The following is a 13,514-nucleotide window of genomic DNA, read 5'->3' as shown; positions in this document are numbered from 1 at the left end:
CCTGCCTGCAAAGCGTTGGACAGGGCTCGTTATGCAGGCTCACGAAAATAGGTGGTCCAGCGTACCGTCGCCTAATGGGCTTGCGGTGTGGTGCGGGTATGTCCCTTCGTCTGATTCAAACAAAAAGCCGGCAACCCCGAAGGGCTGCCGGCTTTTTTGAATGGCCAGCTTTCGCCAGCCAACAGGGCAGGGGCTTAGCCGATGGAGGCCAGCACCTTGTTCAGCGTGGCGCTGGGGCGCATGGCCTGGCTGGCGCGGGCTTCGTTCGGCTGGTAGTAGCCGCCGATGTCGACCGGCTTGCCCTGGGCGGCCTTCAGTTCGTCCAGGATCTTGCCTTCGCCTTCCGAGAACGCGCCCGCCGCGGCCGCGAACTGGGTAGCCAGCGCGCGGTCATCGGTCTGGGCGGCCAGGGCCTGGGCCCAGTACATGGCCAGGTAGAAGTGGCTGCCACGGTTGTCCAGGCCGCCGACCTTGCGCTCGGGCGACTTGTTTTCGTCCAGGAACTTGGCGGTCGCCTGATCCAGCGTCTTGGCCAAGATCTGAGCGGTCGGGTTCTTGTACGTGCGGCCCAGATGGTCCAGCGATTCCGCCAGCGCCATGAATTCACCCAGCGAATCCCAGCGCAGGAAGCCTTCTTCCAGGAACTGCTGCACGTGCTTGGGGGCCGAACCGCCGGCGCCCGTTTCGAACAGGCCGCCGCCGGCGACCAGCGGCACGATCGACAGCATCTTGGCGCTGGTGCCCAGTTCCATGATGGGGAACAGGTCGGTCAGGTAGTCGCGCAGCACGTTGCCGGTCACCGAGATGGTGTCCAGGCCTTCGCGGATGCGCTTGACCGAGAACTTGGTGGCCTCGACCGGATTCAGGATGCGCAGATCCAGACCGCTGGTGTCGTGGTCGTTCAGGTACTGCTTGACCTTGGCGATGACCTGGGCGTCGTGGGCGCGCTTTTCGTCCAGCCAGAAGACGGCGGGCGTCTTCGAAGCGCGGGCGCGCGAGACGGCCAGCTTGACCCAGTCCTGGATCGCGGCGTCCTTGGTCTGGCACATGCGCCAGAGGTCGCCGGCTTCGACGGCTTGCTCCAGCAGCACGCGGCCCGAAGCATCGGTAACGCGCACCGTGCCGGCCGCCGGGATGACGAAGGTCTTGTTGTGCGAACCGTATTCTTCGGCGGCCTGCGCCATCAGGCCGACGTTGGGCACGCTGCCCATCGTGACCGGATTGAAGGCGCCGTTGCGCTTGCAGTCGTCGATGACGGCCTGGTAGACGCCCGCGTAGCTGCGGTCCGGGATGACGGCCTTGGTGTCCTGCAGCTTGCCTTCGGCGTTCCACATCTTGCCGGAGTCGCGGATCATGGCGGGCATCGACGCGTCGACGATGACGTCGCTGGGCACGTGCAGGTTGGTGATGCCCTTGTCGGAGTTCACCATGGCCAGGGGCGGCAGCGTCTTGTAGGCGGCGTCGATGTCGGCCGTGATCGCGGCCTGCTGGTCGGCGGGCAGCGACTGGATCTTGGCATACAGGTCGCCAATGCCGTTGTTGGGGTCGAAACCGGCTTGCTTGAGCGCGTCGGCGTGCTTGGCCAGCACGTCCTTGTAGAACACGGACACCACATGGCCGAAGATGACGGGGTCGGAGACCTTCATCATCGTGGCCTTCAGGTGCACCGAGAACAGCACGCCGGTGGCGCGGGCGTCGTCGATCTGCGCCTGCAGGAAGGACTTCAGCTTGGCGGTCGACAGCACGGCGGCGTCGATGATCTCGCCAGCCTTGACCGGGGTCTTTTCCTTCAGCACGGTCTTCGTGCCGTCGGCGGCGGTCAGTTCGATCTTGACGTCGCCGGCGTCCGAAATCAGGGCCGACTTTTCGGTGCCGTAGAAGTCGCCTTCGCTCATGTGCGAAACGTGCGACTTCGAATCGGCGGACCAGGCGCCCATCTTGTGCGGGTGCTTGCGCGCGTAGTTCTTGACCGACAGCGGGGCGCGGCGGTCGGAGTTGCCTTCACGCAGAACCGGGTTCACGGCGCTGCCCTTGACCTTGTCGTAGCGCGCCTTGACGTCGCGTTCGGTGTCGTTGGCGGGCGCGTCCGGATAGTCCGGCAGCTTGTAGCCCTGATCCTGCAGTTCCTTGATGGCCGCCTTCAGTTGGGGCATCGAGGCGCTGATGTTGGGCAGCTTGATGATGTTGGCGTCGGGCTGGACGGCCAGGGCGCCCAGCTCAGCCAGGGCGTCGGACAGCTTCTGGCTGTCTTCGAGGTAGTCCGGGAACAGGGCGATGATGCGGCCTGCCAGCGAAATGTCGCGGGTCTCGACCGTGATGCCTGCGGGTTTGGCGAATGCCTGGACGATGGGCAGCAGCGAACGGGTTGCAAGCGCCGGAGCTTCGTCGGTGAGGGTATAGATAATCTTCGGAGTAAGAGACATGATCCTTGAATCTGTTCGGCTCAGGCGCTTAACGCGCAAACCCGAACATGCTATGCGGCGTAAGCCGGTAGATGTTGTCGAGAGTGGGTTCGTATGGGTGGACGCGAGAGGCCGAGCATCCGCCCAACATGACCGCCGCCGGCCCTATTTTTTGGCTGGACCGCGACATGTCCGGATGACCGGCCAAATCGGGTTCGCCTTGGGAAGTGCGGCTGCCACGAACCTTCCATTGTAATACCGTGCTACGCGTTGCGCGGCGAAACGGGTCGTATTTGGTTTCCAGGCCGGTGGATTTTCCATTATTTATATGGGGACGCATAACTGCGCCCAAGCCGTCGACCAATTCCCTCGTCCCGGGTACTGGCATTTTCCGGCGCCTATCGAATAGCATTTCCCCTCCCCGGGGCCGTTGGGCCCTTCGACCACCAGGGTTGGCGTGACGATGGACCTTGTCGGACGCCCTCGGCCAGGAGAGCAGATGCGGTTTGGCGACTTGATATTCGACGCACGGTTTCGTTACGCCTCTGACGGCCGGGCCAGGTCGATCACGTTCACGCCGGCGGAATCCGCCGCGCTCGAACTCCTGATAGGGCACGCGGGCAGGATTCTGCCGCGTCAGCGCCTGCTGGACGTCACCCAGCGAGGCGACGCGGATGCCCTGGAACGCAGCGTGGATCTGCTGATCAACCGCCTGCGGGCCAAGCTTGGCGATGCCGCCCGGGCGCCGCGCTACATCGCCACCAGCTACGGCGAAGGCTATAGCTGGATCGCCGCTGCCGCGCCCGACCTGCCCGAATCCCTCTACGTGGCCATCGGCCCGGTGGCCGGCCCCGAGCGCCTGCGCGCAGACCCGTCCATCCATGCCTTCCTGACCGCGCTGGCCGACGCCTTGCGAGAGCGCTTGCCCAGCGAGCGGGGCGTCAGCCTGCATCCGGGCGCGCAAGCCGGCGCGGCCGCGCCGTTCCGGGTGGAGATCGGCCTGCGCCAGGACGACGCGGGCGTGCATTGCGCCGTAGCGCTGCGCCAAGCCGCCGGCGGCCACACGCTGCGCGCCGACCGTCTGGTGATCCGCCCCGGCGAAGCGCCGGACCTGGTGCGCGCCGCGGCCGCCTGCGCGGAATCTATCAAGAGCGAGATCTGGCGCAGCCAGACGCGCGCCCGGGGCGAACACGCGGGCCCGACCGACGAGCCTTTCGAATTGCGCATGCACCGCGCCGCGCTGCTGCTGTCGCGCTCGCCGCAAAGCTGGCTGGAATCCGCCGAAGAACTGGACAAGCTGCGGGCCGAACACCCCGACGATCCGCAGACCGCGCTGATGTCGGCCTCGCATCTGTACGCGCGGCTGGTGCTGGATCTGGACAGCCAGCCCGCCGAGCTGGAACCGCGGATCGAGGCCCAGGTATTCCAGGCGCTGCCGCACATCCGCGACAACCCCATGCTGATGCTGGCGGCCGCCAAGCTGCTGTGCTTTGTCGGCCGGGGCCACCTGGACCTGGCCGAAGCGCTGGCCGAAGAGGCGTTCGCGCAGGGCACGGCCTACGCGTCTGCCTTCGCGGTGCTGGGGCAGCTCAAGCTGAACCGCGGCAGGCTGGCCGAGGCCGTGTCGGACTTCGACCAGGGCATCGAACTGGCCGAACCGGGCTCCGAGTTCCAGGTGTTCCTGCAGGTGCTCAAATGCACGACGCTGGTGGCGACAGGCGACCGCGCCGCATCAGAGCAGGCCAACCGCGATCTCTACCAGACCAAGCCGCTCACGCGCATGCAGCTTGGCCTGTTCCTCACGCACCCGGACGAGGATCTGCCGGATGACCTGCGCCAGTTGCTGCTTGGCCTGGACGCCGCGTTGCTGCGGCGCATGCTGGCGCACTACGACTATCTGTTCGTGCGGCGCGTGCCGGATGCGTCCGGGCGCGAGCGCATGTTTCGCGGCATCGTGACCCAGATGGCCCGGCACCGCGCCGGTGACGGGCTGCCGCCCGAAGTGGCGGCGTCCGCGCCTGGGCTGGCGGACAACGGCCGCACGGACGCGGTTTGACAAAGCGGCGCGCCAGGAGCAAGCTACGCCCCATGAATTTCCGCGCCGTCCGCATTTCGCTGATTATTACCATCATTCCCAGAATGGTGGGTTAGCGCGCGACCGCAACAGTCACAGCCACCCGCCCCAAGAGGCGGGTTTTTTGTGGCCGCCTCTGCCGGGCAAGCCTACCCAAGCAGAGAACCCCATGTCCGACACACCGTCCACCGCCACTTCGGAATTCCAGGCCGGCAACGCCTCGCCGATGGAATACCTGAGGCAGATCCTGACCGCCCGGGTCTACGACATCGCCCGCGAAACCGAACTGGACCCCGCTCGGGGCCTGTCGGCGCGGCTGAAGAACACCGTCCATCTGAAGCGGGAAGACAACCAGCCGGTGTTTTCCTTCAAGGTGCGCGGCGCCTACAACAAGATGCGCAACACGCCGCAGGCCGCGCGCGACCGCGGCGTGATCACCGCCTCGGCCGGCAACCATGCGCAGGGCGTCGCGATCTCGGCGGCCAAGCTGGGCGTGCGCGCCATCATCGTGGTGCCGCAGACGGCGCCCCAGGTCAAGGTGGATGCCGTGCGCGCCCATGGCGGCCCTACCGTTACCGTGATCCAGGCCGGGGATTCCTACACCGACGCCTTCGCCCATGCGCAGACGCTGGCGCAACAGCAGGACCTGACTTTCATTCCTGCATTCGATGACCCCTACGTGATCGCGGGCCAGGGCACGGTTGGCATGGAGATCCTGCGCCAGCATCCCGAGCCCCTGCACGCCATCTTCGTGCCTATTGGCGGGGGTAGCCTGGCGGCGGGTGTGTGCGCGTACGTGAAGGCGGTGAATCCCGGCGTGAAGGTCATCGGCGTCCAGACCGAGGACTCCTGCGCGATGGCGCAGTCGCTGCGGGTGGGCGAACGCGTCATCCTGGCCGAGGTCGGCCTGTTCTCGGACGGCACCGCAGTCAAGCTGGTGGGCGAGGAAACCTTCCGCCTGTGTCGCGAGTATCTGGACGAGGTGATCCTGGTGGACACCGACGCCGTGTGCGCGGCCATCAAGGACGTGTTCCTGGACACCCGCAGCGTGCTGGAGCCGGCGGGCGCGCTGGCGGTGGCGGGATTGAAAAAATACGTCGAACGCGAAGGCGCCGAAGGCCAGTCGCTGGTGGCCATCACGTCGGGCGCCAACATGAACTTCGACCGCATGCGCTTCGTGGCCGACCGGGCCGAGGTGGGCGAGGCGCGCGAGGCCGTGTTCGCGGTGACCATACCGGAAGAGCGCGGCAGCTTCCGGCGCTTTTGCCGGGTCGTCGGGCAACGCAGCGTGACGGAATTCAATTACCGCATCGCCGATGCCCGGACGGCCCGCATCTTCGTCAGCGTGCAGATCGCGCGGCGCGGTGAAGCGGCCGAGATCCTGACGGCGCTTCAGGAGCAGGGCTTTCCCGCCGCCGACCTGACGCACAACGAGGTATCCAAGCAGCACATCCGCTACATGGTGGGCGGGCGTTCGCCGCTGGCGGGCGGCGAACGCCTGTTCCGCTTCGAGTTTCCCGAACGTCCGGGCGCGCTGATGAAGTTCCTGTCCGCGATGGCGCCCAACTGGAACATCAGCCTGTTCCACTACCGCAACCAGGGCGCGGACTTCAGTTCCGCGCTGGTGGGCATCCAGGCGCCGCTGGCCGACGACGCGGCGCTGGACGCGTTCCTGCGGCAACTGGGGTATGTGCATTTCGAGGAAACCGGCAACGAGGCCTATCGCCAGTTCCTGATCTGAACGCCGCGCGCGGCAAGCCGGGCGCAGAACCCGGCCATCAGCCTGGTGTGCAACCCGGCTTGCGCGGCAGCGCCACGCCCGGCTGCAGGCGCAGCGTGGCGCGGCCCTGCGCCTGCTCGAACCGCAAGGCGCCGGCGCGCCAGCCGGGCACCTTGTCGAATGGAATGTCCGTCTTGGCCGAGGACGGGTGCAGCGGGTCCGGCCTGTCGAATTCCAGCGCGGGCAGGCGCAAGCAGGTGTCCTTGAAATCCAGCCGCGCCAGTTCGCGGCCGTCGCTCATGCGGACGGCGCGAAACGCCAGGGGGGCATCCACGAATTTGGTCACCTCCGGCACGAACTGCAGATAGCCGTGCGCGTCCTTGACGCGGGTAGCGGGCTGGACCACGACCACGTCGCGTCCGGGCGGAACGGCCAGGTAGGCCACGCCGTCCGCCACGTCCAGCAGTTTTCCCGCGCCCAGGTTCAGCGCCTTCAGCGGCGCATGGCGGATCATCACCGTTTCGTTCCAGGCCGTATCGACCCGGGTCCAGCCGGGCAGCCGCGCGTCCTGGAACAACGTGCCGTTGATCCGGTTGCGGCCGGGCGTGTCCGACAGCGCCAGCGGGTTCACGCGCAGCGCGCCGTCGACGACCTGCAAGTGGGTCAGCACCGCCGGGGCGCTGGAACTATTGAAGAACGCCAGCACCGCGTCGGTTTCCAGCGCCTTTGCGGGCCCCGCGCAATAGAACGCGCGCGCTGCGGCGTCGTTGGCGGGATGGAGCAGGGCGCCGACGCCGGGGCCGCACAGCGCCTCGCCCCGGAACGCGATGGTGGTCGCGCGGGTGTTCTGGCGCTGGCCCGTGTTCCAGTCGCTGCGGCTGGCGGTGGCTACTTCGACCACCAGGCCGTGATTGTCATAAATCACCGCGGCGCCCGCGGGTGTGGCAAGCATGCCGAGGGCCAGCGCCACGTTGCGGCCTTTGATCAGGTTCATGCGCGGGACGTATCGAAGGCCAGCAGATTGCGCTTGACGAGCCCCAGCATGTCGGCCAGTTGATGGCGTTGCCCTGCATCGAGCCCCTGCAGGATGGCCTCGCTCATGGCGTCGCTCTTGACGCGCATGCGCTCGATCATGGCGCGGCCTTCGGCCGTCAGCAGCACGAGCTTGGTCCGGCGGTCCTGGTCGTCCGCGCCGCGGCGCACGAAACCTAGCGCTTCCAGGCGGTCGACCAGCCCGCCCAGCGCCGCGCGACCCAGGTCCAGCACATCGGCCAGGTCGCTTTGCGACATGCCGTCATGGCGCGACAGATGCGCCATCACCCACCATTGCGAACGCGTGATGCCCTCGGGCTTCATGACTTCGTCAAAGACCTTGCGGCGCAGCCGCGATACGTCGTGCATCAGAAAGCCCAGGCGCTGGTCCCAGTTTTCCTGCCCCGCGTTTTCTGCAACCTTCGTGGCCATTCAAGCATCCTCCAGCCGGATCAGGCGTTTGCCCATGTTCTTGCCCTGATACAGATCGGCGATCGATCCCGGCGCGGCTTCGATGCCGTCCAGGATCTCTTCGCGGTAGCGCAACCGCCCTTGGCGCACCAGCGGGGCGAGCACCGCAATGGCTTCCTCGTAGCGGTGCTCGTAGTCCCACACCAGAAAGCCCTGCATGCGCGCCGCCTTGTTCAGCAGGTGCCGCTCGACACGGGGGCCGCTGGGCCAGGGCTCCCAACTGCTCACGGACGCGGTGCCGCAGATCACGATGCGGGCGTGGCGGTTGATCAGCGGGATCACGGTGTCGCTGATGTGTCCGGCGGTATTGTCGAAGTAGACGTCCACGCCGTCCGGGCAGGCCTGCGCCAGCGCTTGCGCCATGTCGGGCCCATGGTAGTCCAACGCGGCGTCGAAGCCGAACTCCTCGACGCAAAGGCGCGCCTTGTCCGCGCCGCCCGCGATGCCGACGGCTCGGCAGCCCAGATGGCGCGCGAGCTGGCCCACGACCGAACCGACGGCGCCGGCCGCGGTGGACACCACCACGGTCTCGCCGGCCTTGGGCTCGCCGCAGGCGTTCAGCGCGAAATAGGCGGTGACGCCGTTCAGGCCCAGGACGCCCAATGACAGCGACAGCGGCAGGTCGGCTTCGAGCACCTGGCGGCGGATGGCCTTGCCGTCCGTGACCGCGTAGTCCTGCCATCCCAGCAGGCCCATGACCAGGCTGCCCTCGGGGTAGCGCGGGTTGCGGGACGCAATGACCCGTCCGGCCGCGAAGGCGCGCATGACCTCGCCAATGGCGACCGGATCTGAATAGTTGGCGGCCGCGTTCACCCAGCCGCGCATCGCCGGATCCACGGACAGGTACAGATTGCGGACCAGCACTTCGCCATCGTTCAGTTCCGGGACGGGCGCGGTGCGTATCTCGAAGTGCTCGGCCTGGGGAATGCCCTGCGGCCGCGCCTTCAGTACGACCTGCCGGTTTGTCAGGTTGCCGACGTGCATGGGGTGTCTCCTCGGGTTGTTCCCAATATGGTATGGATGCATACAGTATGTTAGCGTTCAGTTTAGCGCAACCGGCATGGATGTCCATGGCCAGACGGGAAGAGGGTATCCCGCAAGCGCAACAGGAGACGACGATGGCTGGGTTGTATTTCGAGCAATTCCAAGTCGGACAACGCTTCACGCACGACGTGCGGCGCACGGTCACCGAGACCGACAACGTGCTGTTCACCACCATGACTCTAAATCCCGCCGCGATCCACCTGGACGCGGAATACGCCAAGACCACCGAGTTCGGCCGCCCGCTGGTCAACAGCGCGTTCACGCTTGGGCTGATGGTGGGCATATCGGTCGGCGACACCACGCTGGGCACCACGGTCGGCAACCTGGGCTGGGACGAGGTGCGCTTTCCGGGCCCGGTGTTCACGGGCGACACCTTGCGGGTCGAATCCGAAGTGCTGGAACTGCGCGACAGCCGTTCGCGGCCGGAAAACGGCATCGTAGTGTTCGGCCACCGTGCCTATAACCAGCGGGACGAACTGGTGGCGACGTGCCGCCGGGTCGCGCTGATGCTGCGGCAACCCGCGGCGCAGGCCGCCTGAGCCATCTCGCTTGCGTAGGGCTTTGCTGATTTTCCCATTTGAGGTTGCCCATGGATTTCGCGCTGACCGAAGAACAGGACGCCATCCGCCGCGCCGTGCAGGATCTGTGCGCCGGGTTTGACGACGACTATTGGACCCGCAAGGACAAAGAGGGCGGCTTTCCCCAGGACTTCTATGCCTCCATGGCGGGCGCCGGCTGGCTGGGCGTGGCGATGCCGGCTGAGTACGGCGGCGCGGGACTTGGCATCCAGGAAGCGGCACTGATGATGGAAACCGTGGCCGCGTCCGGCGCCGGCATGGCAGGCGCCTCGTCCATACACATGAACGTGTTTGGCCTGCACCCCGTGGTGGTGCATGGCAGCGATGCGCAGCGCGCGCGCTGGCTGCCCCCCATCATCAGCGGCGAACAGAAAGCCTGCTTTGGTGTCACGGAACCCAATACCGGCCTGAATACGCTGAAGCTGCGCACGCTGGCGGTACGCCGGGGCGACCGCTACGTCGTCAACGGCCAGAAAATCTGGATTTCCACGGCGCAGGTGGCGGGCAAGATCCTGCTGTTGGCCCGAACCACTCCGCTGGATCAGGTCACGGCGCCCACGCAGGGACTGAGCCTGTTCTATACCGACCTGGACCGCAGCCGCATCAGCGTGCGCGAGATCGAAAAGCTCGGGCGCAAGGCGGTGGACTCCAACGAGCTGTTCATCGACGGGCTGGAGGTGCCGGTCGAAGACCGCATCGGCGAGGAAGGCAATGGCTTTTCCTACATCCTGCATGGCTTGAATCCCGAGCGCGTCCTGCTGGCGGCCGAAGCCACCGGCCTGGGGCGGGCGGCCTTGCGGCGGGCCGCCGCGTATGCGGGCGAGCGGGTGGTGTTCGATCGCCCCATCGGCCAGAACCAGGGCGTGCAACATCCGCTGGCCGAACGGTGGGTGGAACTGGAAGCGGCCGAATTGCTGTACCGCCGCGCCGCGTGGATGTATGACCAGGGGCAGCCGTGCGGCGCCGAGGCCAACGCGGCGAAGTTCTTTTGCGCGGAGGCGGGCTTTCGCGCCTGCGAAACCGCCGTCCTGACTCACGGCGGCATGGGCTACGCGAAGGAATATCACGTGGAGCGCTATTTCCGCGAGGCCATGCTGCCACGCATCGCGCCCGTGTCGCCGCAGCTCATTCTTTGCTACATCGCCGAGAAGGTGCTGGGCCTGCCCAAATCGTATTGATCGAAAGACGCGCCCGCCAGCAGGCGCGCCGCCAGAATCCAGAAGGAGACAAGCATGCGCAAATCCCCGAAGGTCATCATCACCTGCGCCGTCACGGGCTCGATCCACACGCCGTCGATGTCGCCATACCTGCCGATCACGCCCCGGCAGATCGCGGATGATGCGGTGGCCGCCGCCGAGGCCGGCGCCGCGATGCTGCACCTGCATGCGCGTGACCCCGAAACCGGCCGGCCGGACCAGGATCCCAAGCTGTTCGCGCAATTCCTGCCCGAGATCAAGGCTCGCAGCAATGCCATCCTGAACATCACCACGGGGGGCGGCCTGGGCATGTCCCTGGACCAGCGGCTGGCGCCGGCCAAATGGGCGCAGCCCGAGGTCGCGTCGATGAACATGGGATCCCTGAATTTCAACATCGCGGGCGCGGGCGAGCGCATCAGCGAGTTCAGGTTCGATTGGGAAAAGCCCTATCTCGAAATGACGCGCGACTTCATCCTGTCGAACACCTTTGCGCAGATCGAGCGTGGCTTGCACGAATTGTCGGACCTGGGCACGCGATTCGAGTTCGAGTGCTACGACGTCGGCCATCTGTACAACCTGGCGCATTTCGTCGACCGGGGCCTGGCCAAGCCGCCGTTCTTTCTGCAGTGCATTTTCGGCATCCTGGGCGGCATCGGCGCCGATCACGACAACCTGTTGCACATGCGCACCATCGCCGATCGCCTGTTCGGCGATGACTACTACCTGTCGGTACTGGCGGCTGGCCGCCACCAGATGCCGTTCGTCACCTCCAGTGCGCTGCTGGGGGGGAACGTCCGGGTCGGGTTGGAAGACAGCCTGTATGCGGGACGCGGCAAGCTGGCGGCCTCCAATGCCGAGCAGGTCGCGAAGATCCGCCGCATCCTGGAAGAGCTTTCGCTCGAGATCGCCACGCCCGACGAGGCCCGGGCCATGATTCAAACCAAGGGCGGCGCCAACGTTGCATTCTGAGCAACATGGAGCATGCGCATACAGGAGATGGTTGCGATGGATGCCTTGCAAGGACTGCGGGTGGTGGATTTTTCCAAGGTGCTGGCCGGGCCGTTGTGCACGCAGTATCTGGGTGACATGGGAGCGGAAGTCATCAAGGTCGAGCCGCTCCAGGGAGACGACACGCGCCGATGGCCGCCGTTCCGCAATGATGACGGCACGGTGTTCCTGAGCGTGAACCGGAACAAGCGCAGCGTGGCGCTGGATCTGAAATCGCCCGAAGGGCGGGAGGCGGCGCAACGCCTGATCGCCACGGCGGACATCGTGGTGGAAAGCTTCGGCCCCGGGGTGGCGGCCCGGCTGGGCATCGACTATGCCAGCGCGGCCGCGCTGCGCCCCGACGTGGTCTATTGCAGCATCTCGGGCTTCGGCAGCAAGGGGCCGTTGAACCGGGGCAAGGGCTACGACGTCATCCTGCAGGCCTTCTGCGGCATGATGTCCATCACCGGCGAAGAGGACGGACCCGCGATCCGCAGTCCGATCTCTCCCATCGACCAGGCGACAGGCATGCACGCCGCCACCGGCATCCTGGCCGCCGTGGTGCGCAGGCTGCGCACCGGCAAGGGTTGCCAGGTCGAGGCGTCGCTGTTCGACACCTCGGTCGGCTTCATGGGCTATGTGATGCAGAGCTACTGGGAACGGGGCAGCGAGCCGCGCCGCTGGGGGTCGGCCCACGAATCCCTGTGCCCCTACCAGGTGTTCGACGCCAGCGACCGTCCCGTGCTGCTGGGCGTGGCCAACGATACGCTGTGGCGCACCTTCTGCAACGAGGTTGGCCGGCCCGGCCTGGCAGACGACCCGCGCTATGCGACCAATGCCGACCGCGTGCGCAACCGGGCGGATGTGCTGGCCCTGGTGGCCGACATCATGCGCGCGGACAGCCGCGATGCCTGGATCGAGCGCCTGGGGCGCGCGGGCATTCCCTGCGCGCCGATCCAGAGCGTGGGCGAGGTCCTGGCGCATCCGCACATGGCCGCCAGCGAAATGGTCTATCGCTTCGACGATTCCGCGCACGGCGCGTTGAACGTGGTGTCCCAGCCCTTGCGTTTCGACGGCGAGCGGCCGGAACCTTCGTTGCCGCCACCCAAAGTGGGCGAGCACACGCGGCAGGTCCTGGCCGAGCTGGGATACGGCGAGGCCGCCATCCGGCGGTATCTGGATGCGCTGGCGCCGCGCCCGGCGTCCACGGCGGGGGAAGCAGCCTGACATGTCCATCGACTTTGACGAACAGGACGGCGTGGCGGTGATCACGATCAACCGCCCCCAAAAAAGCAACGCGCTGGACCACGCGCACTACGACGCCTTGTCCCAGGCCTGGCGCCGCGTCAGGGACGACGACGGCATCCGCGTGGCCGTGATCACCGGGGCGGGCGAGCGGGCCTTCTGCGCCGGCGCGGACCTGAAGTCGTTCGTCGGCGCGCCGCCCAGCCTGGCGGCGCTGATGAACACGCAGCAGGGCCAATTGTTGAACCGCGGGCTGGAAGTCTGGAAGCCCGTCGTCGCCGCCGTCAACGGCCATTGCCTGGGCGGCGGCATGACGCTGCTGCTGGCCACCGACCTGCGCGTATGCGTGCCCACGGCCACCTTCGGCCTGACGGAAGTGCAGCGCGGCGTATTCCCGGCCAACGGCGGCACGCAGCGCGTGGCGCAGCAGTTGCCGCACGCCATCGCCATGGAGATGCTGCTGCTGGGCGACGCCTTCGATGCGGACGCCGCCAGCCGTTGGGGGTTGGTGAACCGGGTGGTGCCGCGAGAGGAACTATTGCCGGCGGCCATGTCGTATGCGCGCAGGCTTGCCGCGAATGCGCCGCTTGCCGTTCAGGCGGCCAAGGAACTGGCATTGCGCAGCCGGGACGCCGACCTGGCAACCGGTCTGCGGCTGGAACAGTTGTTCCTGCGGCTGTTGCAGGATTCGGCCGATGTCGCGGAAGGCACGCAGGCGTTCGCGGAACGGCGGGCACCCAAATTTCAAGGACAGTGAGGAGCAGG

General features: G+C 66.7%; 11 protein-coding genes. 7 read left to right on the top strand and 4 right to left on the bottom strand.

Annotated features, from left to right (window positions below; translation table 11 throughout):
• Positions 1–194 precede the first annotated feature (194 nt).
• The gene (locus ASE30_RS08975) at positions 195–2,423 is read right to left on the bottom strand and encodes an NADP-dependent isocitrate dehydrogenase (RefSeq protein ID WP_057283947.1); all 2,229 of its coding nucleotides are present in this window, start codon (positions 2,421–2,423) and stop codon (positions 195–197) included.
• Positions 2,424–2,901: 478 nt separating this feature from the next.
• Between ASE30_RS08975 and ASE30_RS08970 the strand changes: the two genes are divergently transcribed.
• The gene (locus tag ASE30_RS08970; RefSeq protein WP_057283946.1) at positions 2,902–4,458 is read left to right on the top strand and encodes a helix-turn-helix domain-containing protein; all 1,557 of its coding nucleotides are present in this window, start codon (positions 2,902–2,904) and stop codon (positions 4,456–4,458) included.
• Between the two features lie 244 nt (positions 4,459–4,702).
• Positions 4,703–6,217, top strand: a complete 1,515-nt coding sequence (gene ilvA, locus ASE30_RS08965; protein ID WP_057284005.1) for a threonine ammonia-lyase, biosynthetic — start codon at positions 4,703–4,705, stop codon at positions 6,215–6,217.
• A gap of 37 nt (positions 6,218–6,254) precedes the next feature.
• On the opposite strand, the gene ASE30_RS08960 is transcribed toward ilvA, so the two are convergent.
• From ASE30_RS08960 to ASE30_RS08950, 3 genes are read right to left on the bottom strand one after another with little or no spacing between them, the layout of a single operon-like run.
• Positions 6,255–7,190 (bottom strand): hypothetical protein, encoded by a 936-nt coding sequence (locus ASE30_RS08960; RefSeq protein ID WP_057283945.1) that lies wholly within the window; start codon positions 7,188–7,190, stop codon positions 6,255–6,257.
• Positions 7,187–7,660 (bottom strand): MarR family winged helix-turn-helix transcriptional regulator, encoded by a 474-nt coding sequence (locus ASE30_RS08955; RefSeq protein WP_057283944.1) that lies wholly within the window; start codon positions 7,658–7,660, stop codon positions 7,187–7,189. Before ASE30_RS08955 ends, ASE30_RS08960 begins: the two co-directional genes overlap by 4 nt.
• Positions 7,661–8,683, bottom strand: coding sequence for an NADP-dependent oxidoreductase (locus ASE30_RS08950; protein ID WP_200964418.1), 1,023 nt, complete (start codon positions 8,681–8,683; stop codon positions 7,661–7,663).
• Between the two features lie 134 nt (positions 8,684–8,817).
• Here ASE30_RS08950 and ASE30_RS08945 point away from each other — a divergent pair, with 134 nt between their 5' ends.
• From ASE30_RS08945 to ASE30_RS08925, 5 genes are read left to right on the top strand one after another with little or no spacing between them, the layout of a single operon-like run.
• On the top strand, positions 8,818–9,282 hold the full coding sequence (locus tag ASE30_RS08945; protein WP_057283943.1) for a MaoC family dehydratase: 465 nt from the start codon (positions 8,818–8,820) through the stop codon (positions 9,280–9,282).
• Between the two features lie 50 nt (positions 9,283–9,332).
• Entirely contained in the window at positions 9,333–10,499 is a 1,167-nt protein-coding gene (locus ASE30_RS08940) for an acyl-CoA dehydrogenase family protein (protein WP_057283942.1), read from the top strand.
• Positions 10,500–10,553: 54 nt separating this feature from the next.
• Positions 10,554–11,486: a 3-keto-5-aminohexanoate cleavage protein gene (locus tag ASE30_RS08935; RefSeq protein ID WP_057283941.1), complete on the top strand. Its 933-nt coding sequence runs from the start codon at positions 10,554–10,556 to the stop codon at positions 11,484–11,486.
• Positions 11,487–11,522: 36 nt separating this feature from the next.
• A complete protein-coding gene (locus ASE30_RS08930) occupies positions 11,523–12,731 on the top strand; it encodes a CaiB/BaiF CoA-transferase family protein (RefSeq protein WP_235515230.1) in 1,209 nt (402 codons plus the stop codon).
• A 1-nt stretch (position 12,732) separates the two neighbouring features.
• Entirely contained in the window at positions 12,733–13,506 is a 774-nt protein-coding gene (locus tag ASE30_RS08925; RefSeq protein WP_057283939.1) for an enoyl-CoA hydratase/isomerase family protein, read from the top strand.
• Positions 13,507–13,514 lie beyond the last annotated feature (8 nt).

Origin of the sequence: Achromobacter sp. Root83, from assembly GCF_001428845.1 — a bacterium.
Lineage (GTDB): Bacteria > Pseudomonadota > Gammaproteobacteria > Burkholderiales > Burkholderiaceae_B > Achromobacter.
This window is presented reverse-complemented; position numbering and strand designations above follow the sequence as displayed.